The organism is Bradyrhizobium sp. CB82, from assembly GCF_029714405.1.
Taxonomy (GTDB): domain Bacteria; phylum Pseudomonadota; class Alphaproteobacteria; order Rhizobiales; family Xanthobacteraceae; genus Bradyrhizobium.
Genome location: NZ_CP121650.1, coordinates 463,442 through 489,751, shown reverse-complemented (window position 1 = coordinate 489,751; position 26,310 = coordinate 463,442). Strand labels below are relative to the sequence as shown.

General features: G+C 65.5%; 18 protein-coding genes and 1 pseudogene. 10 read left to right on the top strand and 9 right to left on the bottom strand.

Annotation, left to right across the window (positions count from 1 at the left end; genetic code table 11):
- Positions 1–162: 162 nt before the first annotated feature.
- Together QA640_RS02310 and QA640_RS02305 are read left to right on the top strand one after the other, a co-directional pair.
- Positions 163–2,199, top strand: coding sequence for an AsmA family protein (locus tag QA640_RS02310; protein WP_283039170.1), 2,037 nt, complete (start codon positions 163–165; stop codon positions 2,197–2,199).
- Positions 2,200–2,373: 174 nt separating this feature from the next.
- Positions 2,374–4,827, top strand: a complete 2,454-nt coding sequence (locus QA640_RS02305) for an adenylate/guanylate cyclase domain-containing protein (RefSeq protein ID WP_283039169.1) — start codon at positions 2,374–2,376, stop codon at positions 4,825–4,827.
- Positions 4,828–4,856: 29 nt separating this feature from the next.
- On the opposite strand, the gene QA640_RS02300 is transcribed toward QA640_RS02305, so the two are convergent.
- Positions 4,857–6,113, bottom strand: a complete 1,257-nt coding sequence (locus QA640_RS02300) for a Spy/CpxP family protein refolding chaperone (protein WP_283039168.1) — start codon at positions 6,111–6,113, stop codon at positions 4,857–4,859.
- A gap of 183 nt (positions 6,114–6,296) precedes the next feature.
- Positions 6,297–7,283 carry a LysM peptidoglycan-binding domain-containing protein gene (locus QA640_RS02295; protein WP_283039167.1) on the bottom strand — a complete coding sequence of 329 codons (987 nt, stop codon included), beginning with the start codon at positions 7,281–7,283 and terminating at the stop codon, positions 6,297–6,299.
- Between the two features lie 286 nt (positions 7,284–7,569).
- Between QA640_RS02295 and QA640_RS02290 the strand changes: the two genes are divergently transcribed.
- A complete protein-coding gene (locus tag QA640_RS02290; RefSeq protein WP_283039166.1) occupies positions 7,570–7,926 on the top strand; it encodes a hypothetical protein in 357 nt (118 codons plus the stop codon).
- Positions 7,927–8,111: 185 nt separating this feature from the next.
- On the opposite strand, the gene QA640_RS02285 is transcribed toward QA640_RS02290, so the two are convergent.
- From QA640_RS02285 to QA640_RS02275, 3 genes are all read right to left on the bottom strand, one after another.
- Positions 8,112–9,443 (bottom strand): IS1182 family transposase, encoded by a 1,332-nt coding sequence (locus tag QA640_RS02285; RefSeq protein WP_283035583.1) that lies wholly within the window; start codon positions 9,441–9,443, stop codon positions 8,112–8,114.
- 314 nt (positions 9,444–9,757) lie between these two features.
- Positions 9,758–11,857 carry a methyl-accepting chemotaxis protein gene (locus QA640_RS02280; protein WP_283039165.1) on the bottom strand — a complete coding sequence of 700 codons (2,100 nt, stop codon included), beginning with the start codon at positions 11,855–11,857 and terminating at the stop codon, positions 9,758–9,760.
- Between the two features lie 428 nt (positions 11,858–12,285).
- Positions 12,286–12,462 (bottom strand): hypothetical protein, encoded by a 177-nt coding sequence (locus QA640_RS02275; protein WP_283039164.1) that lies wholly within the window; start codon positions 12,460–12,462, stop codon positions 12,286–12,288.
- A 345-nt stretch (positions 12,463–12,807) separates the two neighbouring features.
- On the opposite strand from QA640_RS02275, the gene QA640_RS02270 reads away from it, so the two are divergent.
- The 3 genes from QA640_RS02270 to QA640_RS02260 all read left to right on the top strand — a co-directional run bounded on the left by QA640_RS02270 (position 12,808) and on the right by QA640_RS02260 (position 15,240).
- Positions 12,808–13,923 (top strand): lactonase family protein, encoded by a 1,116-nt coding sequence (locus QA640_RS02270; RefSeq protein WP_283039163.1) that lies wholly within the window; start codon positions 12,808–12,810, stop codon positions 13,921–13,923.
- A gap of 118 nt (positions 13,924–14,041) precedes the next feature.
- Positions 14,042–14,179, top strand: a complete 138-nt coding sequence (locus QA640_RS02265; RefSeq protein WP_283039162.1) for a hypothetical protein — start codon at positions 14,042–14,044, stop codon at positions 14,177–14,179.
- 155 nt (positions 14,180–14,334) lie between these two features.
- Positions 14,335–15,240, top strand: a complete 906-nt coding sequence (locus QA640_RS02260) for an HlyD family efflux transporter periplasmic adaptor subunit (RefSeq protein WP_283039161.1) — start codon at positions 14,335–14,337, stop codon at positions 15,238–15,240.
- Between the two features lie 172 nt (positions 15,241–15,412).
- On the opposite strand, the gene QA640_RS02255 is transcribed toward QA640_RS02260, so the two are convergent.
- Positions 15,413–16,261, bottom strand: coding sequence for a caspase family protein (locus tag QA640_RS02255; RefSeq protein ID WP_283039160.1), 849 nt, complete (start codon positions 16,259–16,261; stop codon positions 15,413–15,415).
- A 421-nt stretch (positions 16,262–16,682) separates the two neighbouring features.
- On the opposite strand from QA640_RS02255, the gene QA640_RS02250 reads away from it, so the two are divergent.
- The 4 genes from QA640_RS02250 to QA640_RS02235 all read left to right on the top strand — a co-directional run bounded on the left by QA640_RS02250 (position 16,683) and on the right by QA640_RS02235 (position 23,097).
- Complete coding sequence (locus tag QA640_RS02250; protein ID WP_283039159.1) at positions 16,683–18,458, top strand: hypothetical protein; 1,776 nt, start codon at positions 16,683–16,685, stop codon at positions 18,456–18,458.
- Positions 18,459–18,680: 222 nt separating this feature from the next.
- Complete coding sequence (locus QA640_RS02245; protein ID WP_283039158.1) at positions 18,681–19,406, top strand: thermonuclease family protein; 726 nt, start codon at positions 18,681–18,683, stop codon at positions 19,404–19,406.
- Between the two features lie 130 nt (positions 19,407–19,536).
- Entirely contained in the window at positions 19,537–20,724 is a 1,188-nt protein-coding gene (locus QA640_RS02240; protein WP_283039157.1) for an aminotransferase class V-fold PLP-dependent enzyme, read from the top strand.
- A 267-nt stretch (positions 20,725–20,991) separates the two neighbouring features.
- Positions 20,992–23,097, top strand: coding sequence for a S9 family peptidase (locus QA640_RS02235; protein ID WP_283039156.1), 2,106 nt, complete (start codon positions 20,992–20,994; stop codon positions 23,095–23,097).
- Between the two features lie 149 nt (positions 23,098–23,246).
- Here QA640_RS02235 and QA640_RS02230 read toward each other — a convergent pair whose 3' ends face one another.
- The 3 genes and pseudogenes from QA640_RS02230 to QA640_RS02220 form a co-directional block, all read right to left on the bottom strand.
- Positions 23,247–23,966, bottom strand: coding sequence for a ribonuclease activity regulator RraA (locus tag QA640_RS02230; RefSeq protein ID WP_283039155.1), 720 nt, complete (start codon positions 23,964–23,966; stop codon positions 23,247–23,249).
- Between the two features lie 102 nt (positions 23,967–24,068).
- Positions 24,069–25,805: an L-arabinonate dehydratase gene (gene araD / locus QA640_RS02225; RefSeq protein ID WP_283039154.1), complete on the bottom strand. Its 1,737-nt coding sequence runs from the start codon at positions 25,803–25,805 to the stop codon at positions 24,069–24,071.
- Positions 25,747–26,187: pseudogene (locus QA640_RS02220) on the bottom strand (ABC transporter permease subunit); the annotation flags it as partial. The gene araD and the pseudogene QA640_RS02220, both read right to left, overlap by 59 nt.
- Positions 26,188–26,310: the final 123 nt, after the last annotated feature.

The following is a 26,310-nucleotide window of genomic DNA, read 5'->3' as shown; positions in this document are numbered from 1 at the left end:
ACCCGCGGAGAGAAGTGTGTCATAAGTCACATAACTTTGCAGCACCCCCTGTTTATTTTTGGCCGCTTGGAGCGGTTTCCCCTCCCGGGATAGACTGACGGGCACCGGATGGGTGATCGGGCCCGGCCGGATTCGATGCCGCTATCCGTTTGGAAAGTCGAGATGAGAGCAGTGAAATTCGCCGGCGCTGCGGTCGCCGCCGTCATCGTCGTCATCGCGCTTCTGCTGGTGATCGGGATCCCGTCCGGCGTCCTGACCTCGGCGATCACCTCGCGGGTCGAAAGCGCGACGGGCTACCGCCTGACGATCGCCGGCACCACCAAGGTCAGCCTGTGGCCGACGCTGAACGTGACGTTGAACGACCTCACGCTCCAGGATCCGAAGGACCGCACCGGCGTCAGCCGCCTCACCGTCGATAGCGTGCAGGCCGACATGTCGCTGTCGAGCGTGTGGTCGGGACATCCGAAGATCTCCGACCTCCTCGTCACCCATCCCGTGCTCTACCAGCCGCTGCTGAGCGAGCGCATGCCGACAGGTGCTCCCGCATCGAAGCCGGCGGCGCCGCTGGACGCAGGCGGCGCCAGCATCGCGCACGTCACCATCACAAACGGCGAAGTGGCGTTCTCGGTCGCGCGCGACCGTGTCGAAAGCCGGCTCAGCGCGATCAACGCCGTCGTAACCGTGAGTGCCGATCGCAAGGTCAACTTCGCGGGCACGGCGCGGGCCGGCGATCACGGCATCAAGTTCGACATCAAGGCGTTGGCGCCTGCGCTGCCGGTCGAGCGGCAAACGATCCCGCTCGACTTCGCCTTCGACGCACCGAGCCTGCTGCAATCGCAGCTCCGCGGCCACGCCGAGGCGCGGCTGAACGGCTCGGTCGTGATGATCAGCGGCATCAACGGCACGCTCGGCGACGGTGCGTTCAACGGCTGGGCCTCGGTCGACATCGCCAGCAAGCCGCTGGTCAAGCTCGACCTCGATTTCCAGCGGCTCGACATTCCCCTGTCGAAATCCGCCGACGGTGCCGCCGGCCAGCCCTGGAGCGACGCGCCGATCAACGTCTCCGGACTCAACTATGTCGACGCGCAGATGCGGGTCTCGGCGACCGAGGCCAATATCGGCGAAGCGCGTTTCGCGCCTCTCGCACTCGATGCAAAGCTCGCCGGCGGCGTGCTGAAGGCCGGTACGGCCAATCTCGGCGCCTATGGCGGCCAGGTCTCCGGCGAGGTGATTTTGGATGCGACCAGCGGCGCGCCGAGCTTTGCGATGCATTCCGATCTCGCCGGCGTGCTCGCATTGCCGCTGCTCAAGGGGCTCGCAGATTTCGACCGGCTCGATGGCAAGCTGCAGGCGAAGATCGCGGTGCGCTCGGCAGGAGCCAGCCGGCGTGCGCTGATGGCGAACATGCAGGGCACGGTGTTCGCCAATTTCCAGGACGGCGCCATCCGCGGCATCAACGTCGCGCAGATGATCCGTTCGCTGACCACGTCCACACTGTCCGGCTGGCAGGACAGCCAGGAGCAAAGCACGGACCTCACGCAGCTCTCCGCCTCGTTCCGCATCGACAAGGGACAGGCGGTGACGACCGATCTCAATCTCGTCAGTCCGCTGGTGCGCGTGACCGGCGCCGGCACGATCGCGCTCGACACCAAGATGATGGGCTTTCGCGTCGAGCCGAAACTCGTGATGACCACCGAAGGCCAGGGCCGCACCTCAGATCCCGTTGGCTTCGGCATCCCCGTGATGATCGAGGGCTCCTGGTCGCAGCCAAGAATCTATCCGGACATGGCGGGCGTGCTCGACAATCCGGAGGCTGCCTACGCGAAGCTGCGCGAGATGGGCAAGGGCCTGTTCGGTCCGGACGGCGCAGGGCTCGGCAGCATCCTGGGCAGTCTCGGTCTTGGCGGCACTCCGTCGGGTGGAGGCAATGCCAGCCCGCAAGCTCAGCCTTCGCAAAACAATCCGCTCGGCGGCGCGCTGGGCGAGGCGATCGGCAATCTGATCCAGCAGGGCCTGTCCGGCGGCACCCCCGGGACCAGCACCGGCCGCAGCCGGGGCCTGCCGGGATCGCCGACACAACCGGCACCGCATGCCTCGCCCACGCCGCCGGCCCAAGATAACCTCGAGGACAAACCGCCTGCCGAGCAGCAGGACAGCCAGCCGATGAATGACGTGCTGCGCCAGCTCTTTAACCGGTAATTTTTGCCGGCGGCGCGCCCCGGCAAAACCCTGTTGCTGCGATAATTCGGCGCCTCCGGAAGCCTTCCTCGCGCACAATGGGTAACCGCACCGTCCGAGCTTGCCGCCATGGCGGCTCAACTGTGCTAGAACGGCCGGCAGCGGCGGCATCGGCCGTGGTGCGCGAGGATCTGGATGGCGGGAGCGAAAGACAGGACCTGGTTTTTCCGCGAGGGCCTATTCGCCAAATATGTCGTCTCCCTCGTCGGCCTCGTCGTGTTCGTGCTCGCGGTCAACGGCGCGATGGAGACCTGGATCTCTTATCGTGCGACCCGGACGACGATCATCGACGGCATGGAGGAGAAGGCGCAGGCGACCGCCAAGCGGATCGAACAATCGGTCTCCGAGCTGGAGCGCCAGATTTCCTCGGTGACGCGCGCGAGCCTCGACACCATCGACAAGCGCCGTGCCGGATATGCGCAGCTTCTCAATTCGGTTTCCGCGGTCAACCAGCTCTCCCAGCTCAACGGCGACGGCCGCGAGGTGCTGCGCCTGTCGCGCGCCTCGGTGTCGGTCGGCAGCAACGTCGACATGTCGCGCGACATGCGCTTCAGCTTCACCGACACGGTCGCCCGCGGCGCCACTTACGCGCCGCCCTACTTCTCCGACGACAAGCCGTTCATGTCGATCGCGGTCGCCCATTCCGGCTTCAATGCCGGCGTCACCGTCGCCGACATCGATCTCGGCTTTCTCTCCGATTTCCTCTCTGACGCACAGGTCGGCAAGGTCGCGCTCGCCTATGTCGTCGATCCCCATGGCAAGGTGCTGGCGACCTCGTCCCGCGGGCCGGAAATCGCAACCGACCTCGCCAAGCTGCCGCAGGTCGCTGCCGCCATCGCGCCGGGCCGCGAGGCAGTCGCTTCCGGCACCGATTTCAACGGCCAGGCCGTGCTGACGGCGGCGAGCGCGGTGCCGAAGCTCGGCTGGGCCGTGCTGGTCGAGCAGCCGACCGCGCATGCGCTCTCGCCGATCCGCGACCAGCTGGTACGGATCGGACTTTTGATCGGCATGGGTCTTCTGGTCGCGATTCTCGCCGGCACGCTTTTGGCGCGTCGCATGCTGATCCCGATTACCGCGCTGAGCACCGGCGCGCACCGACTCGGCGAGGGCGATTTTAGCCATCGCATCGACGTGCGCACCTCCGACGAGCTGGAGGGCCTGGCAAATCAGTTCAACAGCATGGCGAACCAGATCCAGGAGACCTATTCGAGCCTGGAGACCAAGGTTGAAGAGCGCACGCGCGATCTCGCGCAGTCGATCAACGAGCTCAAGGTACTGGAGGAGGTCGGCCGCGCCGTCGCTTCCTCGCTCGATCTCGATGCGGTCTTGCCGACGATCGCCGCCCGCGCGATCGAGATCACCCATGCCGATGCGGTCTTGATCTATGGCTACGACGCCGACAAGCACCGGTTCAACCTGGTCGAGGCCAACGGCATCGACAAGTCCGCCGAAGGTGCGCACGTTACCATCGACGAGGGCGCGAGCCTGCTCGGCGACGCCGCGAGGAGCGGCGAGCCGATCGCGCTTCCCGATCTCGATGAGGCGGCCGAGCAGCCTTTGCGCGACGTCGCCGTCAATGCCGGCTTCCACTCCGTCCTCGTGGTGCCGCTGGTCGACCAGCAGGGCACGCTCGGCTCGCTGGTGGTGCTGCGCCGCGCGGCTGGCGAGTTCGCAAACAGCCTCACCGGATTGATGCGCACCTTTGCGCACCAGGCGGTGCTCGCGATGCGCAATGCGCGCCTCTTCACCGAGGTCGATCACAAGGGCCGCGAGCTCGCGGCCGCCCATCAGACGGTGCAGCAGCAGGCCGCGAAGCTTCAGGAGCAGACCGAGCAGCTGCGCAACTGGAACCGCTCGCTGGAAGAGCGCGTCGAGAAGCAGCTCGGCGAGATCGGCCGCATCAAGCGCCTCGAGCGCTTCCTCGCCCCGCAAGTCGCGCAACTCATTGCCTCCTCAGATGGACATGACGCGCTGCTCGACAGCCATCGCCGCGAGGTCACCGTCGTGTTCTGCGATTTGCGCGGCTTCACCTCGTTCACCGAAGCGACCGAGCCGGAAGAGGCGATGAACGTGCTGCGCGAATACCACGCGGCGCTCGGCGAATTGATCCACCGCTACGAGGGCACGCTCGACCGCTTCGCCGGCGACGGCGTGATGATCCTGTTCAACGCGCCGCTTCAATTTTCCGACCACACCAAGCGCGCGGTGAAGATGGCGGTCGAGATGCGCGATGCGATCGGCATGCTGACCGAGAAGTGGAAGAACCGCGGCCATTCGCTCGGCTTCGGCGTCGGCGTCGCGCTCGGCTATGCCACGCTCGGCCAGATCGGCTTCGAGCAGCGGCTGGAATATGCTGCGATCGGCAGCGTCACCAACCTCGCCTCGCGCCTGTGCGACGAGGCCAAGGCCGGCCAGATCGTGGTCGCACGGCGCGTCTACGGCATCGTCGAGCCCTGGGTCGAAGCCCGCCCGCTCGATGACCTCCAGCTCAAGGGCTTCAACCACCCCGTGCTCGCGATGGAGATCCTGAGCTGGCGCGAAGAGGTCGACAACGTCGTGGATGCGTCGGCGACACGGCGGAGGATGTGAGCGACGGCGCGGGCCGTTCGTTCCGCTGATTACACGCCCCGCTTCAGCCCCATCGCCTCGAACTGCGTCTTCTGCTCGTCGGTGAGGCCCCACTCGAAATCGTCGAGCGCATCGCCGACGCTCTTCACGGCTTCGAGCATGGCCTCCAGCCGCGCCTTCACGGCATTGAGGCGGGCTTGCGGGGTGCGCAGGTTCTGCGGCGGACAAGGAGACAAGGCCTCCATGGTGCCCATGGCGGTGTCTCGCAGCACCTCCAGCGCGGCGCGCTTGGTGTCGTCGAGGCGCAGGCCGCCGGCGATCTCGTCGGCGGGCCATTGCTGCTTCACGAGCTGTTCGTATTGGCGTTGAAGCTGCTCGTCGCTCTGCGGCTCGGCAGGCGCCTTGCAGGCTGCGGCCTGCATCTCCTTGCGCTTGGTGTCGGCAGCGTTCGCGCGGCCGTCCTTGCCGAGCGCATTGAGGCGCGACTTCTGCTCGTCGTCGAGCAGGCCGTAGAATTTTGCAAGCTGCGGCGCGACCGCATCCACCGCGTTGATCATCGCCTCGAGCCGCCGCTGCATCAGCGCGAAGCGATCGAGCGCATTGGCGGCCGCCTCAGTCGGGCACGAGGTGCGGATGGTGGCACCTGCCGCGCCCCAGGCGCTGGCGAGTTCGTCGAGGCCGGTGCGCTGAACTTCGTTGGGCTGCACCGTGCGCAGGATCGCGTCGATAGGAAGGCCCACGGCATCGCCGGTGTCGCAGAGCTGCTGGAGCTCGGGGACCCTGCGGTGACGGCGGCCGGGCGCCGTATAGGCGGCAAGCTCGGTCGGGGCATAGGGCGCGAAGATCGCGGCGTAGATATCGCCATAGCCATAGGACCACAGCGCGGTGCCGTCGCCGCGCATCGTGAAGTCGGTGATGTCGTCATCGGCGAACGGCCAGAACAGGGGGCCGACCCAGCCATAGGTGCCGTCGGCGTGCTGCCACCAGCCCTGCTCGGCGCGGCCGCCGCGCCAGCCGGCGAGCGCCGCGACCGCCGTGAGCTGGGCGCGAACGGTTGGGCGGACGGCGTCCGCGGCGGGGCGGAGGTCTTGCGGGCGCAGTGCGGCCATCCGGGCGCGGCCGGGCCGCGCAGCCATGCGCATGTGGCGGATGCCGGCAACCCCGAGCATGCGCCCCATCGCAAAGCGCGCAACGCCAAGCGGACCGCCGATCCCCAGCCGGAAGCCGGCCTCGGCGGCGTCCGGCAGCATCGCGAGGGCAACCAGCGCGATCCCGGCGGCCGCCATTCCCAAACGGGATTTGGACATGATGGTCACCTTGGCTCCCTCCTCCGCGCCAAGTCTCCGCGTCAAGTCTCCGCGTCAAGTCTCCGCGTCAAGTCTCCGCGTCAGGCCGCATCGCGCCACAACGACATGACGCGCGGTGGAACGGAAAGTTCCCATCGTCGATCGGGTGACTCTGCAATGCTCACAAGGGGAGAGGCGGACGTATCACCGTGTCTTGCGCGGCAGGACAAAGGTCTGGCCGGGATAGATGCGGTCGGGATTGTGTATCTTGTCGCGGTTGGCGTTGTAGATCAGGGCGTAGCTGAGGCCGTCGCCGTAGGCGCGGCGGCTGATCTGCCAGAGGCTGTCGCCCCGGATGACGATGCGGCTGTTGGGAATCGACCCCGTCGTCTCCACCTTGGAGCGCAACGGCCCCTTCTCGCCGTGCGGTGCGGCGGCGAGTGCCAGGATCGATTGTGTGGTGCTTGGCGATGCAGCCGTTGCCGCGGCCGGGCTGTCCTCCTTCACGGACGCTTCCTTGGCGGCGGGCGTTCCTTTCGCGAGCTTGGCGACATCGGTGCGCGCTGGTGTGGCGCGTGGCGGCTGGGCCATGGCGTTCAGCGTCACGGGAACGTCGGTCTTTGATTTCGTCACGCTCCCGTCCGGTGCGGTCGATTGCAGGCTGAGCTTGTAGCTGCCCGGCGGCAGCTTTGGCGGGGTCATCACGAACAGGCCGGAAGCATCGGCAACCGCGGAGGCATGGCTCTCGCCATCGCGCAGCAGCTCGACGCGTGCGCCCGGCGCGGCGCGGCCGGCGATGACCGCCTCGCCGTCGTCATCGACACGCGCAACGTCGAAACGCGGCCCGGTCTCCTCGGCTGCGGCCGGCGGCGGAGCGGTTGGCGTCGGCAGATCGGCGAGCGCGCTCTGGGCTTTGCCGAGCGCGGTGGCGACATCATTGCCCGGGGCTGACGGTGCGACGGGAGGCGTGCTCGGCGGCAGGAATGTGGACGGCGCCGCGAGCGCCATCTTGACCTCAGGCTTCGCTTCCGGCTTGGACTCGACCTTGGCCTTGCCGTCGGCGACCTTGACCTCGGGCCCGCCATGCAGCGCCTGCCACAGCCCGCCGGTGCCCGCGACGATCGCGGCACCGCCGGCCGCAACCAGCAGGAACGAACAAACGGCGATGGTCGCCTTCGATGCGATCACCATGAATCCCAGGCCCCTTCACGACAAATCACAGGGCGCAAACCTGCGCTGATTTCGCTTCGGCATCAAGTCGGCAAATGGATCTCATGGGCAATCGGTCACAGCTTCTGACCGATCGAGTTGCAATGATGCGCGTTCCCAAATTGGATCAAACCTTCGACCCGCGGGTTGTCGCAATCGCTGATGGCGGAACAGTCCGGCCGGAGGGTGTCAGCTGAAAATGCATCACGTGCGCGCCAGGCCTTACGCCTGGAGGGCCTCGTTGCGTGCGAACTCGAGAGGCGAAAGGATGTCTGTCGGCTATCGGTTACTCCCACTCGTTGCGGCGCTGGCTCTGATCGGCGCCCCCGCACAAGGCCGCGACGACGGCCGATTTGCGAATTCACCCCTCAAAGGCTGGTTCGAAAGCCTGCACAGCAAAGGCGGCGGTCCGTGCTGCGCGGACGCCGACGGCACGGCGGTAGCCGATGCCGACTGGGACACCAGGGACGGCCATTACCGCGTCCGTCTCGAAGGTATGTGGGTCGAGGTGCCCGACGACACGGTCATCACCGAGCCGAACCGCGCCGGCCGCACCATGGTCTGGCCGTACTATGTCAACGGCCGCACGCAGATCCGCTGTTTCATGCCCGGCAGCATGACGTGAGGCTTGCGCGAATTTCGCAGGATGGGTCAGCCTTACTGTGTCATAAACGCTCTAACTCCTCATCCTGAGAGCTTGCCAATCTTTCTCGTTTTGCGTGGTCATCGAAGGATGTGGCAGTTCCTCGTCGTGGCAACGCGTGGGCTGGGCGGCTGTGGCGAGGTTGGGGGATGTCGATGAACGCTCCTCTATGCGCTAGCGAGGCGGTTGCCTTGCAGGATGTTGTTGGCGAGGGCGTACCAGAGCACGACGGCGCGGACCTTTTCGAAGCCGCGCACGGTCAATTGGCGCAGGTCCCAGTTGCGCCAGCGGGCATGTATGCACTCGCAAATCGACCGGGGCTTGTATCGGGCCTTGCCCTCTTCGCTCGCCATGCGCGCACGCCAGGCCAACACCCCCGGGCCGTCGCCGCGTCGCGGTAGATGGGGATCGGTGCCGTGCTTGGATTGAGTGGGCGGGCAAAAGATATCGATGCCCTCGGCGTGCGCCCACTCGATGTCCTCGGCACTGCCAAAGCCGCCATCGACGAGATGGTCCTTGGGCAACCCGCCAGGACGCGCGCGCTGCCGCTCCAGCATGGGCCGCATCAGGCCGCGGTCGGACCCGGTGTTGCAGACCTTGATGTCAACGACGATCGGCTGGCCGGCGGCACTCATCACCTGCACGTTGTAGGCGGGGCGGAAGCCGCCGTCGGCCATCTTCATGACCCGTGCGTCGGCGTCCGTCGTGGAGGCCCGCGGCTCTTTCGGCTTCTTGCCGTTGCCGCGCTTTTCTTCGCGCTCCTTGCGCTGCTGCTTGATTTCGGCGAGCGCCGTCTGCGCCGCTTTGACGCGCGCTCTGCGCTCACGCGCGGCGCGCTCCTTGGCGGCCTTCATGCGCTGATTGCTAGCATCCGAACGAGCGTCAACCTCGCGTTTGAGGTCTTCCACCACCGCCTCAGCCAAGGCCAGGTGCCGATCGAGCGTCGCCTCCCGCCGGAACGAAGCGGCCCCGGCGCTGGCCCGGACCCGAACACCGTCCTGCGCCAGCGTTTCCAGATTGACGAGGCCGACCTTCGCCAGCACCGCCAAATGCTCGCAAAGCAGCCGGTCGAGCAGGTCGGCGCAACCGACCCGGAAGTCCGCCAGCGTGTGATGGTTCACCGACACCCCGCCACACAGCCAACGATAGGCGTCATGGCTCTCGCAAAGCCGCTCCAACGCGCGCGCGCTGCCGACGCCCTCGCTGGTGGCATAGAGCCACAGCGCCAGCAAAAGCCGCGGCGATGTCGCGGGGTGACCAGGCCGATCGCCCCGCGCTTTGATCCGGTTCTCCAGCTCACTCAGGTCGAGTTCCTCGACATAGGACCAGATCAGGCGCACCGGATGGTCTTCCCCGATCAGGCTCTCGATATCCACTGCTCGCAACTCGATTTGATCGCGTTGGGGCTCACGAAGTCGCGGCGCTGCGAGCGGCGCCGCACCGGCTTGCGGCTTTGCCTGCTCCGGCAGATCCCCAAACAATTCATCAGCGGCCATCATCCCTCCTGCGAATCCATCACCGCAAGAGAATCACACAGCACCAGCTTTCGGCTATACCGCTTGCGAGCAGTCAAAAAGATTCACAGCCTCTGAGGAGCTTGCGAAGCAAGCGTCTCGAAGGATGTGGGCCACAGGCGGGGCCTCATGGTTCGAGACGCGCTTCGCGCTCCTCACCATGAGGGTTGTGACACAGTAAGGTTAGCCGGAGGCGTAACCACCGCTTGTCTCGCCCGCGGGATGGTGGGTTACGCCTTCCGCCGTCGTTCGTTGAACGGGCGATGTGTGATCGGCTAACCCATCCTCCTGATCTCGAACTACGCCGCCCTGAGATCCTCGACGAAACGGTCGACCTCGCGCTTCAGGTCGTCCGACAGGCGCGCCAGCATCTTGGCGGAATCAAGCACTTCGCCGGCGGCCGCACCCGTCTCGCCAGCGGCCTGTGAGACACCGGAGATGTGACGCGAGACTTCCGTGGTGCCCTGGGAGGCCTGCTGCACATTGCGGGCGATCTCGCGCGTGGCGGCGCCCTGCTCTTCGACCGCGGCAGCGATCGCGGCCGCGATCTCATTGACGCGCTGGATGGTGGTGCCGATCGACTGGATCGCGGCCACGGACGAACGCGTCGCGCCCTGGATCGCGGCGACCTGGCCGGTGATCTCCTCGGTCGCCTTCGCGGTTTGCGTGGCGAGATTCTTCACCTCTGCTGCGACCACGGCAAAGCCGCGGCCCGCTTCGCCGGCGCGCGCGGCCTCGATGGTGGCGTTGAGCGCCAGCAGGTTGGTCTGTTCAGCAATGCCCGTGATCAGTTCGACGACATCGCCGATGCGCTGGGCGGCGTCCGCCAGCGCCTGGACCTCGCCATTGGTGCGATCGGCTTCCGCCGCGGCCGCCCCCGCAATGCTCGAGGATTCCGCGACCTGACGGCTGATCTCGGCGATCGACGCCGACAGCTCTTCCGTGGCGGCGGCAACGGTCTGCACGTTGGACGACGCGTCGCCCGACAAGGATGCAACGGAGGCCGCTTTCGACGAGCCCTGCTCGGCGGTCGACGACATCGAGTGCGCGGTGGCGTTCAGTTCGCCGGACGCCGAGGCGAGCGTATGCAGCGATTCCGTGACGGTCTTCTCGAACTCTCCGATCAGCCGCTCGACGGCAAGCTGGCGCCGCTCTTTCCGGCCCTGCTCGGCCGCCTGCTCCTCGGCGAGGCGATCGCCCGTGATCATGTTCTCCCTGAAGACCGACACCGCGCGCGACATCTCGCCGATCTCGTCGCCGCGCTCGATGCCGGCGAGTTCGATCGCATAGTCGCGCTCGGCAAGGGAGCGCATCGCCTGGGTCAACTTCCGGATCGGGGCACTGACGCGGCGGTTGACGAGGATGAAGCCGAACACGGTGATGGCGAGCGCGACCACCATCATCGCGCCATTGAATACGAGGCTCCACTTCGCCGAGCTCATCTGCTGCCCGGCGCGCGCGACCATCTCGGCAAGCGCGACCTGCCCGGCCTCGACGCTATAATTGAGGATGGCGGTGTTGAGCTTGGAGAGGTCCTCGATCTTGATGTCGATCGTCTGGTTGTTGCTCAACGTCTTGATGAAACCCTGCTGGCGCTCCACCATGGCCGCGGCTTCGCCCTGTTTCGAGCGCGCGATCACGTCGGTGAGGCTGGCGGGCGCATCGGTGCGGCCGGCTGCATCCAGCACCTGGCTCCAGGCCTGCTTGGCACGGCCGGCATCCTCGGCGGCGCCGACCATGTCGGCGGCGCTCCAGGGCTTGGCGCTGGCCGCCGCGGCTTCCAGGCGGACCGCGACCAGGCCGCCGAAATTGCGCGTGGCCCAGGCCGACTGCTTCACGCCCAGGAGGTGATCGACCACGGGATCGCTGAGCTTCAACGCGTTCTCGAGCTCGCCCGTCAGCGCCAGAATCCCGTCGAGATAGTCCTGTGCGGTCTTGCGGAAATCGTCGGCGAGCTTCATGTCGCGCTCTGCCTTCGCCTGGTGGATGGCGGCTTCCGCCTTGGGCCGGAGCGGCACGAGCGCGTCATGGATCGCAATCATCCTGCTCAGGGCGCCGGCGAGACGGGAATCGGTCACGCCCTCGAGACGTTCGAGCACGCTCTTGTAGGCGGCTTCCGACAATTGCCGGTTGGTGGCGATGCGGTTGTCGGCATTGGCGTTGGCCGGCCCCTCCGCGAGCAGCGCCGACAGGAAGGTACCACGCTCCAGGCGAAAGCCGAGCAGGGTCGCGAACAGCTGCTGGTCGGTGCCGGCAAAGCGCTCGAGCTTCTGCGCCGCGGCGTTGCGCTCAACGGCGCCATAGAGCTCGGTCGCGAGCTGGGCGATCAGAAACAGGCCGAGGATGCCGATGATGGCGCCGAGAACCGAACGAATGGAGGGATTGCCGAACAATTTCATTGCGACCGCCGCATCCTTTAAGAGATGCAGAAAATTACCGTCGCAGCCACTAAGATTTGGTTGACCTCGATACCGGCAAAGGCCGTCGCTTTCGACAAATGGCGCGCGGCGCGGCAAACTCCGCAGAACTACGGAGACACGCAAACCCGGACGCAGCGCCGACCTTCAGGACTGTTTTGCTGCGCGCACTTCCGCGAACTCGGCATCGGGATGCGCGACGATGGTCGCGACCATGATGCCGCTGATGATGATCGACCAGGCGGTGTCCCAATAGATCCAAAACACGTCAGCCTCCGCAAAAGCCTCCCGCCGCAGGCAGGGATTCTAGAACAGCCGAACGACGATGCCGTTCCTCTTCTGCTGCGGCCTGTGAGCGCACCCAAGGACCAGTATCTTGGCCACTATCCTGGGGCCAATGACTTGCTGAACTATCTCTTCTTGGTCGGCTGCGGCTTGCGATCGGTTTGATCGGTGTGCTGCTTCGTCACCACGTCCGCATCGCGCTGGCTCGTTTTTGGGCGTGGCGGAGATTTAGGCTGACCGGCCTGGCCGCCATGCTTGCCGCCCATGTCGGGCTTGCCTTCGAGATCGTTTTCGCGGGGCACGGTCAGCCCCCTTTCGCGCTGAGAGATGGGCGTGCATACCGGGAACAGGTCAGGCGTCAGCGCGTACCAATGCGTTGGTGTCGCAGCCAGAAACCGGCAAAATGAGCTGCGTCCGCCATCCCTGTTGTGGCCGGTTGTCACCCGTCATGCCCGGATTCAATGCATCCCCGGCGCGTTGGTTCAGACGCCCAATTGCGCGCTTTCACGCGTCAACCGATACAATTTCGGTATTGTTCGATCCAAATTGGATTTTGGTGCAATGGCACGGAGCTGGATATCCTCGCCCACAACCGAGAACAGCCATGCCGGACGGCAACGGCGATTTTTGAAGCTGGAGGAAGCCGGATGTCCCGACCGACCCACTGTCCCGCCCTGCGCCTGCCCGTTGCGGCATGCGCAGTCATTCTCGTCACTCAATTCGGAGTCAGCGCCGGCATGGCCGACACATTTGCCTATGTCGGCAATGCCGACAGCAACGACATCTCGGTCTTCCGCATCGACGGCAAGGGCGAGATGAGCCCGGTGCAGACCGCGCCCATCGTCGGCATCGGGAAGCCCGGCTCATCGACGCCGCTTGCGGTGACACCCGACCACCGCGTGCTGATCGTCGGCGTGCGCTCGCAACCGTTCTCGGCCGCGAGCTTTGCGATCGATCAGAAGACCGGCACGCTCAGGCACATCGGCAACGGGCCGCTCGCCGACAGCATGGCCTATGTCATGACCGACCGCACCGGCAAGTTCGTGCTCAGCGCCTCCTATGGCGGCAACACGGTCGCGCTCAATCCACTGTCCGGGACCGGCGTCGTCGGCGCGCCCAAGCAGGTCATCCCGACCGGGCTGAATGCGCACGCGTTCATCCCCTCGCCCGACAACCGTTTTGCGTTCGCGACCAATCTCGGCTCCGACCAGGTGCTGGCCTTTGCCTTCAATGCCAGCACCGGCGAGCTGACGCCGAGCGATCCGCCTGTCTACAAGGTGCCGGCGAAATCGGGTCCGCGGCACTTCGTATTCCACCCCAACGGCAAATACGTCTATCTCATCCACGAGCTGAACGGCGACGTCGCGGCGTTCGCCTATGACGCGAAGAATGGCGCCTGGAGCGAGATCCAGCGGACCACCGCGCTGCCCGAAAGCCTTGGCGGCAAGCCCTGGGCTGCCGACATCCACGTCACGCCCGACGGCCGCTTCCTCTATGCTTCGGAGCGCACAACCAACACGCTCACCGCCTACAAGATCGATCCCGCCAGCGGCAAGCTCACCACGGTCGGCACCGTGCCGACCGAGAAGCAGCCGCGCGGCTTCAATGTCGATCCCACCGGCCGCTATGTCGCCGCCGTCGGCGAATTGTCCGACAGCATGACGGTTTATGCGATCGACCAGACGAGTGGCGCGTTAACCAAGCTGAAGTCCTATCCGACCGGCAAGAAGCCGAACTGGGTGGAGTTCGTCGCGCTGCCTTGAGCCGCCCAGGCTGCGCCCGCATCTACGTATTCAACCGTAGTTTCGGGCGCGGTTCGCTACCGTCATATTCCGGCACGCAATGGACCGTCATATTGTCTTCAAATGCCCGCAGACCGGCATGAACGTTCAGCATCGGCTTACGGCTGAGCCGACCGATGCCAAGGATACGCACGACTCGGTGACCTGCCCGGCGTGTGCGCGTCTGCACCTGATCAATCGCACAACCGGCAGGCTGCTCGGCGAAGGCCGCGGCTGACGGATGGCGCCAGGCGCCGAACCTGATCTTCAATCCTGCGACTAATCAAAGGCTTGCCGCGGACGTACCTGCGGCATTCCATCCCGCTCCGGCACCGGGGCGCCATGGTCTGAACCCCAGCCATCTGCTATCGAGTGAAGCCTTCGATCCCTTGGATGAGCCCGATGCGTCATTGCGCCCGCAAACCTCGCAAAGCCCTGTTTCCCGTCGCCTTAGCGGTCGGCCTTTGCCTTTTTCTTGGCCTCCTCCCGGCACGCGCCGCCGATGAGGAGGCGCCCAAGGGACCGGCGGTCACGGTGCTGAAGGCGGCAAAGTCCTGTTTCTCCGACATCGTGGAGGCGAGCGGCACGATCATCGCGCGTGAGGAGACCTCGGTGAGGCCCGAGCGGCCGGGATTGAAGGTGACGGAGATGCTGGCGGAAGCCGGCGACACCATCACTGCCGGCCAAGTGCTGGCGCGGCTGGCTTTGCCCGAAGGCGGCACGGTCCAGGTGACGGCACCAGTCGCCGGCGTGATCTCGGCCTCGACCGCGCAGATCGGCGCGCCGGCCTCGCCGCGCGGCGAAGCGTTGTTCTCGATCGTGGCGCGCAGCGAATATGACCTCGTCGGCCTCGTCGCCACCGCCGATATCAAGAAGCTCGCGGTGAACCAGCCGGCCACCGTGCGCATCGCGGGTGCCGGCGACATCGACGGCAAGGTGCGCAAGATCGGACCGACGGTCGAGCCGAACATCCAGCAGGGCATGGTCCATATCGGCATCTCGACGCCGCGGCGGCTGCTGCTGAATTCCAGCGCCCGCGCGCTGATCAAGACCGGGCAAAGCTGCAATGTCGCCGTCCCGCTCACCGCCGTGCAGTACAGCCCCGCCGGCACCGTGGTGCAGATCATCCGCCGCAACCGCGTCGAGACCAAGCGCGTCGAGATCGGACTGATGTTCGGGGGCAATATCGAGATCCGCGACGGCGTCAACGAAGGCGACATCGTCGTTGCCCGCGCCGGCGCGCTGCTGCGCGAAGGCGACCCGGTGCGCCCGGTGATGGCGAGCGCGGAGACGAAGTAGAACCTTCCGCGAAGCTCATTCCCGGACGCGCTGCAGCGTATAACGCTGCTGCGCTGAGCTAGGACCCATGGGCTCAGCAATGCAAGCGGGGCAGGCATGGGCCCCGGCTCAGCGCAGCATCACTGCACGATGCGCCGCGTCCGGGGCACGAGACCTTGCATGATATGAAAAACTAGCCGCCGGCCTGGTCGAACTGGATGTCTTCCAGCAGCGAGGACGACACCGTCGGGACCTGGTCGCCTTCGGATGCGCGGGAGATGGCGACGCGGGTCTTGTTGAAGACGCTTTCGGCGCTGCCCTGCGCATTGAGGTTGTTCAGGAGCTCGCTGACCAGCACGCTGTGCTCGCCCTTGCCGTCGTCGGCGACCTTGCCGGGCGAGGCGGACGAGAGAATGAGCGCGTTGTCGGGTGCACTGATCGGCGCCAGCCCGTGGCTGTAGGAGCGGAAGCGGCGCTCATAGGGGTTGCGGCGCGAGGCATCGACGACGACGAGCTTGGCCTTGGCGCCCTGCTCCTTCATCATCTCGAGCACGCTCTCGATCGAGACGCCGTTGCGGCGGACGTCGTTTTCCTTCCAGATCACGGCATCGACCGGCAGCATGTAGCTCTCGCGGCCGGCCTGCACACCGTAGCCGCCGAAGAACAGCATGACGACGCTGTCGCGCGTGATCTTCGACTTGAGGCGGCTGACGGCGCGGACCATGTCGTCCCGGCTGGCGTCCTCCACCATGTCGACGTCGAAACCGTTCTTGCGCAGCGAGGACGACAGCGCGCGGGCGTCGTTGATCGACTGCGACAGCGGTGCATTGGCGTCGGGATAATGACCATTGCCGATGACGAGGGCGAGGCGCGAGGTGTGGCCGACCGAACCGGTGACCTCAGCGGTCGAGACCGCCTTGGCGGCATCGAGGGCGCGCATGTTCAGGGCAGCGTGGGCGCCGATCGCCAGCGACACCGTGCCGATCAGAGCGGCGGCGACCGCAATGGTGCGTCGGGAAATGTCGAGCTGCCTTACATTCATCTCGGTTCATTCCTGTCAGGAGCCATCGCGGCGCGCGTACCTGTTTGAGTAGCGCGATGGCGTCTTTAGGTTTGAGGGATTGGCCGGGGATGTGTCCCCGAATTGCGCGCAATTTGCGGCGCCGCACCAAACAAACCCTTAACCGGATATCGCCCCCGGGGCAATAGATTGCCGTTCTTTTTAGCTAAACCACTGAATATGCTTATTAATCTGCAACGCCGCGGATGCGGATTTTTTCGTTGTTTGGCCCCCTTTTTTGCCCTTTTCTGGCAGTGCTCTCGCCGGATTTTTCTGTGATATCGGTCACATTTGTGTTCCCTGCGAATTCGTGACACTTTTCAATCACTTGCGGGGGATGTCGGCGCGTTGCCGGAACAGCATGCCGTGAACCCCGGCAAGACCCCGCGCGACCAGGACCTTCATGAGTTTTCATTATTTCGCCGGTCACGCCTTCCGCGCCCTGACGGCACAGAAGGATGGCCCCTCGCTCTACGACGTCTGCGATCCCGTGCTGGCGGGCCCGGCCACCGGCGATCCGCATCTGGCAAAATTCTACAAGACCGCGCTCGGCAATCCGGCCCTCCGGGCGCTGCTGCGCCGCGCCGGCCTGCCCGACCTGCGCGATGAGACCAGGCTCACCCGGCTGCGCGCGGCTCTGACCGGCGCCCGCGACGATGCCGAGCCCGACTGGGAGGCGGTCGGACGTCCGGTCGCCGACCTCCTCGACACCATCGCGCTCGACCATCCCAAGCCGCCGCCGACCGCTTTCAACGGGGCGGCGCCGGCGCTGGCGCAGGTCGACAACGTGATCCGCGACTGCGCGCATCATCTGCTGCGCAGCTATGGCCAGAACGGCTTTCTGCCGACCTATGCCGCGTTCAACCTGATCGGCGACCCGGATCTGCGCGGGCGCGAGTTGATCATGGCGCTGACCGGCCTGAACGCGCGCGGCTACAAGAACTCCTCGCTGCTGTTCAACCTCGCGCGCATCTTCATCGCACGCTCGGGCGCACGCGCCATCATCAATCCGCCCTGGAGGGGCATCGCCGAGCCGATGTGGGAGCCGGTGCAGATCCGCCACCGCTCGGCCTATTACGACGCCTTCTTCATCGAGGCGTTGCTCGCCTATCGAGAGACCGGCCTCGCCTCGCCCACTGAGGCCACCGCCGCGCAAGCCGCGATCGCCGACATGGTCGATTTCTGCATCAACATCAGCCGCGAGGAGGTGATGGGCACGGACGGCACGCGCTTCGACGTCATCACCGCGCTGGCGCCGCCGCCGCATCCGCGCTTCTCGCGCTTCTTCGCGCAGATCAAGCAGGACCTCGGCTTCGGCGTCTACGTGCCGGACTGCGACACCACGGCGTGTTCGTTCTCGGCCGCGACGCAGGCCGGCAGTGAGGATCCGATCCTCGCCCAGCCGCTGCTCGATTTCTACGCCGGCTACCAGGTGCGCGAGGGCGTCAACGAGCCGCGCGTCACCGTGCCGCTCAACGACAACATCGACTACGAAGGCGGCGTCGCCACCTGGATCGACAATCTCGCCGGCGAGCGGCCCTACGGCAACGATCTCGATCCGACGCTGAACCTCGACATCCTCGAAGTGTCCTTCCGCAATCTGGAGCGCTGGAAGGTTCTGGAGACACCGGCGCGGCTCGCCACCGTGCATCGCATCATCGCCTTCCAGAAGCGGCTGGCGGCGAGCGGCGCCTTCGCCAATCCGCGATCGCACATCTACTATCTGCCAGAGCTCTACAGCGCCTATTTCGGCCGTTGCTATGCGACGTTCCTGTCGCTGCCGCTGGCGGCGCAAGCCGCGATCGATCCCGACGGCGCTTTCGATTTCATCCGCGCCCGCGTGCTCGGCTACGTCCACGGCGAGATGCTGGTTGCCGAGATGAACGCATTCGACGCGGCGCTCGCCTTGATCGCGCTCGGCCATCTCGGCGCCGACCCCAAAACCTTCGCGCCGGCGCTGAATTGCATCGTCGGAGCCCTCGGCGAAGGCGGCCGCCGCGGCCCGTTCCGCGCCTATGAATGGAACAAGATGAAGACCCCGACACGGATCCTGGTCGGCGGGCCGGAGGTGACGTCGGCCTTCGTGCTGATGGGGCTGGCGGTGGCGCGGAAGGCGATGATGGGCTGGGGTAGCTCTCGTGCCCCGGACGCAGCGCAGCACGCAGCGATGCGCTGCTGAGCCGGGGCCTGCGCCGTCGAGATGCACCACCATTTTTTTCTGGGTCCCGGCTCTGCGCAGCAGCGTTTCACGCTGCAGCGCGTCCGGGACACGAGAGTTGTCCATTCGGCGGCCCGATGACGGGAAGTTGAAAGCCTATCTCTCGAGCAAGCGCTGGCCGGCCGGCCAAATACCGACCACAATTGCCGGGCTTATCGGGATTTTCATCAGACGCGGACCGGCATGTCGCGAACGTTTCTTGGCTTGATTGTCCTCCTCGCCTTGCCGTCGCTGGCGCAGGCCGCCGACATCACCGGCACGGCAAAGGTCCGCGAGGGCGATTCCGTCCAGATCGGCAGCACCCGCATCCGGCTCAGCGGCATCGACGCGCCGTCGACCGACCAGCTCTGCCTGAACACCAAGGGCGAGCGCTGGACCTGCGGTGTGGCGGCACGCGAGGAGCTCGCCAAATTTGCCGAGGGCAAGAACTGGGTCTGCCATGGGAGGTCGATCGACCGGCGCGGCCGCACCGTGGCGCGCTGCGAGGTCGACGGCGAGGACATCCAGAAATGGCTGGTGCGGAGCGGCTGGGCGCTGGCCTTCACCCGCATCTCCCGCGACTATGAGGCCGACGAAGCGGCCGCGCGCGAAGCCAAGGCTGGCATGTGGCAGGGCGCCTTCATCGCGCCATGGGACTGGCGGGTGCGCAACAAGAAGACGCCGATTCTCGGCGCCACCAAGCCGCCCGAAGGAGCTCATGCGATCCTGCTCGCCTCGGCGTCAGGGGCCGTTGCACCATCGCCGGACTGCACCATCAAGGGCAACGTCAACACATCAGGCGAATGCATCTTTCACCAGCCGACCAGCCGCTGGTACGCACAGATCAAGATGAAGATCAGCAAGGGCACCCGCTGGTTCTGCTCGGTCGAGGAAGCTGAAGCCGCCGGGTGCCGCGAGACGCGGCGATAGCCATGTCCGGACGATCGGCTTCTTGCATGATTATCCCGCGTTTTGCGCGCTTTTCTTAAGTTGCCACGGCGCGTAAAAGCGTAGCCCGATGATCCTCCAGACTCTCTTCATCACATAAGGAAGAACAACAATGACCGTTCGCGCGGGCCGGGAATTTCTGGCCATCCCCGGGCCCACCACGATGCCCGACGAGGTGCTGCGGGCGATGCATCGTCCGGCGATCGACATCTACTCCAAGCAGATGACCGATCTGACCGAGAGCCTGATCGGCGATCTCTCGAAGCTGTTCGCGACCAAGGGCAAATCCTACATCTACATCGCCAATGGCCACGGCGCCTGGGAAGCCGTGCTCAGCAACGTGCTGTCGCGCGGCGACAAGCTCCTGGTGCTGGAAAGCGGCCGCTTCGCGATCGGCTGGGGCCATGCGGCCTCCCTGATGGGTGCCGAGGTCGAGGTGCTCAGGGGTGACTGGCGCCGCGCGGTGCGCCCGCACGAGGTCGAGGAGCGCCTGCGCCGTGACAAGGAGCACAAGATCAAGGCCGTCGTCGTCGTGCAGGTCGACACCGCCTCGGGCGTGCAGAACGACATCGAGGCGATCGGCAAGGCGATCAAGGCGAGCGGCCATCCGGCGCTGTACATGGTCGACACCGTGGCTTCGCTCGGCTGCATGCCGTTCGAGATGGACAAATGGGGCATCGACGTCGCGATGTCCGGCTCGCAGAAAGGCCTGATGACGCCGCCGGGTCTCGGCTTCGTCGCGGCGAATGATCGTGCGCTCGCGGCGCACAAGAAGGCGAACATGGCGACGCCCTATTGGAGCTGGAGCGAGCGCGAGGGTGCCGAGCATTATCGCAAATATGCCGGCACCGCACCGGTGCATCTGTTGTTCGCGCTGCGCCAGGCGATCGACCTCTTGCTCGAGGAGGGCCTCCAGAACGCATTCCGCCGGCACAGCCTGCTCGGCGAAGCCGCGCGCCGCGCGGTCGCGGTGTGGTCGGAGGGCCAGGTGCTCGGCTTCAACATTCTGGAGAACAGCGAGCGCTCCAACACGGTGACGACCGTGACCGTTGGCAATGGTCATGATCCCGCGGTGCTGCAGCGCTATTGCAAGGACAAGTGCGGCGTGGTGCTCGGCACCGGCATTGGCGATCTCGAGGGCCAGGCCTTCCGCATCGCCCATATGGGCCACGTCAACGCGCCGATGCTGCTTGGCACGCTCGGCGTGATCGAAGTCGGCCTCAACGCGCTGAAGATACCGCACGGCAAGGGCGGCCTCGAGGCGGCCGTCGCCTATCTCGGTGAGCAGGTCGAGATGTAGGCTGAGGAGACAGCGGCTCCGCATCCTCCGTCGTCATGCCCCGCGCAGGCGAGGCATCCAGTACACCGGGGCAGTTGTAAGGAACCGAGAAGCTGGTATCACCCGCCTTCGCGGGTGATGACTCCTGCATTGAGGCAGCCAGGGCGCGCGACCAGCATGCGCATCGACTGCGCGCCAATGCTGTAGCTTCGCATCGGCACTTCTTTAAATCGGCCGAGTTCGATCCGATATAGGACATGACCCGCCGAGGACTCGAACGAGGACCCATTGACCAAAACCGCCAGCCCCACCAAGCCACCCGTCGCCCCTCGCCGGCCGCATGCGTTCACCCGGCACGGCATCACCGTAAGCGACGACTATGCCTGGCTAAAGGATGCGAAATGGCAGGAGGTGCTGCGCGACCCCGCCGTACTCGATCCCGACATCCGCACATATCTCGACGAAGAGAACGTCTATACCGAGAGCCTGCTCGGCCGCACCGCACCCTTGCAGAAGACGCTGGTGCGCGAGATGCGCGGCCGGATCAAGGAAGACGATTCCAGCGTGCCGTCGCCGGACGGACCCTTCGCCTACTTCCGCAAGTTTCGCGAAGGCGGACAGCATGAGCTCTTCGGCCGCATGCCCCGCAATGGCGGTGATAGCCACATCGTGCTCGACGGCGATGCGCTCGCCAAGGACCACAAGTACTTCAGGTTCGGCGGCAGCCGGCATTCGCCCGATCACAAGCTGCAAGCCTGGACCGCCGACACCAAGGGCTCGGAATATTTTTCGATCCGCGTGCGCGATTGGGCAACCGGGGCCGATCTCGACGACCTCGTCGAGGAAACCGACGGCGGCGTGGTCTGGAGCAAGGACGCCAAAAGCTTCTTCTATGTGAAGCTCGACGACAATCACCGGCCGATGCAGGTGTGGCGGCATCGCCTCGGGACGAAGCAGGCCGACGATATCCTGATCTATGAGGAGCAGGACTCCGGCTGGTTTACCCATTTGCACGAAAGCACCAGCGGGCGCTTTTGCGTGATCGCCGGCGGCGACCATGAAACATCCGAGCAGCGGCTGATCGATCTCGCCAATCCCGACGCGCCGCCGCGGCTGGTCGCGGCGCGCCAGGAGGGCGTGCAATATTCGCTCGCCGATCGCGGCGACGAACTCTTCATACTCACCAATGCCGATGACGCCATCGACTTCAAGATCGTCATCGCGCCGCTCGCTGCGCCCGAACGCGCGAACTGGCGCGATCTGATTCCGTATCGCCCAGGCATCTACATCATCGACATCGATCTCTATGCCGGCCATCTGGTGCGGCTGGAGCGCGCCAATGCGCTGCCGGCGATCGTGATCCGCGATCTCAGCAACGGCGAAGAGCACGCCATCGCGTTCGACGAAGCCGCCTATTCGCTCGACACGATGGGCTCCTACGAATTCGAGACGACGAACTTGCGCTTTTCCTATTCGTCGATGACGACGCCCTCGGAAGTCTACGACTACGACATGGCGAAGCGCTCGCGGGTGCTGCGCAAGCGACAGCAGATTCCATCCGGCCACGATGCGGCCGACTACGTCACCACCCGTATCATGGCGAAGGCGCATGACGGCGCGGAGGTACCGGTTTCGATCCTGTATCGCCGGGGACTCGGGCTCGACGGCACGGCGCCGCTGCTGCTCTACGGCTACGGTTCCTACGGCGCGGCGATGCCGGCCTCCTTCAACGCCAACCGCCTGTCGCTGGTCGACCGCGGCTTCGTTTACGCCATCGCCCATATCCGCGGCGGCGCCGACAAGGGCTGGGGCTGGTATCTCGACGGCAAGCGCGAGAAGAAGACCAACACGTTCGACGATTTCGCCGCGAGCGCACGCGCGCTGATCGCGGCGAAATATACGAGCGCAAAACGCATCGTCGGCCATGGCGGCTCGGCCGGTGGCATGCTGATGGGCGCGGTCGCAAACCGCGCGGGCGAATTGTTCGCAGGGATCGTCGCGGAGGTGCCGTTCGTCGACGTGCTCAACACTATGCTCGACGACACGCTGCCGCTGACGCCGCCGGAATGGCCGGAATGGGGCAACCCGATCGAGAGTGAGAGGGATTTTCGCACTATCCTGTCCTACTCGCCCTACGACAACGTCGCGGCGAAGGACTATCCGGCGATCCTGGCGATGGGCGGCTTGACCGATCCACGCGTCACCTATTGGGAGCCCGCCAAATGGATCGCACGCCTGCGCGCGACCATGAGCGGCGGCGGCCCGGTCCTGCTCCGCACCAACATGGGCGCCGGTCATGGCGGCGCCTCGGGGCGCTTCGACCGCCTCGACGAAGTCGCGATCGTCTACGCGTTTGCGCTGTGGGCAGTTGAGATGACGGAGGCGGGGGTGTAATCTTCTCCCTCTCCCCGTCCTTACGGGGTGACGGGCTCTATCCCACATAAACGGAGCGAGTTGGCTCGCGGAGACTCCCCCTCACCCGGAATTCAAGCCGCGCTTGAATTTCCGGCCTTTTTCCGCGCGCGGGGAGAGGCGAGGACCGACTACCTTCCGTTCTTCTTCCGCCATTCCGCGAAGTCGGTGAGCGTCTGCGGATCGGTGGCCGGATAGAGTCCGAAGATGCCGCGGCCCTTGCCGACCTCCTCGCTGACGAAGTCCTCGAACGCGGTCATCTCGAACGTCTCGTTGGCGATCTCGTCGGCGAGATGCGCCGGAATGACGATCACGCCATCACTGTCACCGAGGATGACGTCGCCGGGGAAAACCGGCGCGTCGCCGCAACCGATGGGGACGTTGATCTCGATCGCCTGGTGCAGCGTCAAATTGGTCGGCGCGCTCGGGCGATGATGGAAGGCGGGGAAGCCGAGTTTTGCGATCTCGGCAGAATCGCGAAAGCCGCCGTCGGTGACGACGCCGGCGACACCGCGCTTCATCAACCGCGTCACCAGGATCGCGCCGGCGGATGCGGCGCGCGCGTCCTTGCGGCTGTCCATCACCAGCACCGCGCCGGGTGGGCAATCCTCGACCGCCTTGCGCTGCGGATGCGAGCGATCGCGAAACACCTCGATGGTGTTGAGATCCTCGCGCGCCGGCATGTAGCGCAGCGTGAAGGCCTCGCCGACCATGGTCGGCTGGCTGGGGCCAAGGGGATGCACATCCTGGATCATCTGGATGCGCAGGCCGCGCTTGAACAGCGCAGTGGCAACGGTGGCGGTGGAGACGGACTTGAGCCTGTTGCGGGTGGCGTCGGCAAGTTTAGACATGGTGTCCTCTCTCTTGTCATTCCGGAGCGCGCGCAGCGCGAACTGTACTGCGGTGAAATGGGTTCCGGGTTCGATGCTTCGCATCGCCCCGGAACGACAGTGTCAGTAGATCGACGGCTCGCCGATCGGCGCGCCGAACCCGGTCTCCAGGAAATCGAAGTCGCAGCCGTCATTGGCCTGCTTGATGTGCTTTGAGAACATCCAGCCATAGCCGCGCTCGAAGCGGCGCTCGGGCTGCTTCCATTCGGCGCGGCGCTTGGCGAGTTCGGCCTCCGGCACATCGAGATTGATGGTGCGAGCTTCGACGTCCAGCGTGATGCTGTCGCCGTTCTGCACCAGCGCCAGCGGTCCGCCGACATAGGACTCCGGCGCGACGTGCAGGATGCAGGCGCCGTAGCTGGTGCCGCTCATGCGCGCATCCGAGATGCGCACCATGTCGCGGACGCCCTGCTTCACCAGTTTCGTCGGAATCGGCAGCATGCCCCATTCCGGCATGCCCGGCCCGCCCAGCGGCCCGGCATTGCGCAGAACGAGGATGTGATCCTCGGTGACGTCGAGATTGGGATCGTCAACCGCCTTCTTCATCGAGGGATAGTCGTCGAACACAAGCGCCGGTCCCGTGTGCTTGAGGAAGCGCGGCGCGCAGGCGGAAGGCTTGATGACGCAGCCGTCCGGCGCGAGATTGCCCTTGAGGACGGCAAGCGCGCCTTCCTTGTAGATGGGATTGTCGACGGAACGGATGACATCGTCATTGTGAACCTCGGCGCCGTCGATGTTCTCGCCCAGCGTCTTGCCGGTCACCGTGATGCAATCCAGATGCAGATGCGGCCTGATCTGGCTCATCAGGGCCGGCAGGCCGCCGGCGTAGAAGAAGTCTTCCATGAGATAGGCATCGCCGCTGGGACGAACGTTGGCGATCACAGGCACCTTGCGGCTCGCCTTCTCGAAATCGTCGAGACCGATGTCCTGGCCGGCGCGGCGGGCCTGCGCGATGAGATGGATGATCGCATTGGTCGAGCAGCCCATCGCCATCGCCACCGCGATCGCGTTCTCGAACGCCTTGCGCGTCTGGATCGTCTTCGGCGTCAGATCCTCCCAGACCATCTCGACGATGCGGCGGCCGCATTCAGAGGCCATGCGGATGTGGTTGGCATCGGCCGCGGGAATCGAGGAGGCGCCGGGCAGCGTCATGCCGATCGCTTCCGCGATCGCCGTCATGGTCGACGCCGTGCCCATGGTCATGCAGGTGCCGTAGCTGCGGGCGATGCCGGCCTCGATGTCGACCCAGTCCTTGTCGGAAATCTTTCCGGCGCGCCGCTCGTCCCAATACTTCCAACCGTCGGAGCCCGAGCCCAGCGTCTTACCCTTCCAGTTGCCGCGCAGCATCGGGCCGGCCGGCAGGTAGATCGCAGGGATGTTCATCGAGGTGGCGCCCAGCAGCAGCGCCGGCGTGGTCTTGTCACAACCGCCCATCAGCACGACGCCGTCGACGGGGTGGCTGCGCAGCAGCTCCTCCGCGTCCATCGCCAGCAGGTTGCGATAGAGCATGGTGGTCGGCTTGAGCAGCGATTCCGACAGCGACAGCACCGGCAATTCGATCGGCAGGCCACCCGCCATCAGGATGCCGCGCTTGACGTCGTCGACGCGCGACTTGAAATGCATGTGGCAGGGCTGCGCGTCCGACCAGGTGTTGAGGATGGCGATGATCGGGCGGTCCTTCCACTCCTCCGGCGCGTAGCCCATCTGCATCGTGCGGGAGCGGTGGCCGAACGAACGAAGGTCATCCGGCGCGAACCAGCGCGCGCTGCGGAACTGGTCGGGCGTCTTCTTCTTGGTCATGATTGGGTACCCATTTCTGGACGGTGTTCCGCTCGATGGGGCGGAAGATCAGGTTCTCGACGAAGAGCCCGATGATGATTACGGTCGACAATCCGGCGAAAACCGCAGGAATGTCGAGCAGGTTGCGGTTCTCAAAGATGAACCAGCCGAGCCCGCCCTGCCCTGAGGACACACCGAACACCAGCTCGGCGGCGATCAGCGTGCGCCAGGCGAAGGCCCAGCCGATCTTCAGTCCGGTGAGGATCGAGCCGAAGGCGGCCGGGATCAGGATCTTTGCGACATAGGGCAGGCCGCGCAGGCCATAATTGCGGCCAACCATACGCAGCGTGTTGGACACGCTCTTGAAGCCGGAATGGGTGTTGAGCGCCACCGGCCACAGCACCATGGCAGCGATCAGGGCGACGGCTGCGAGGCCACGCTGCTTGATCATTGTTGTTCGTTTGCTCCGGCCAGCATTGACGAAGCCGCTGCTGATGCACTAATGCATTAGTGCATCAAAGGCAAG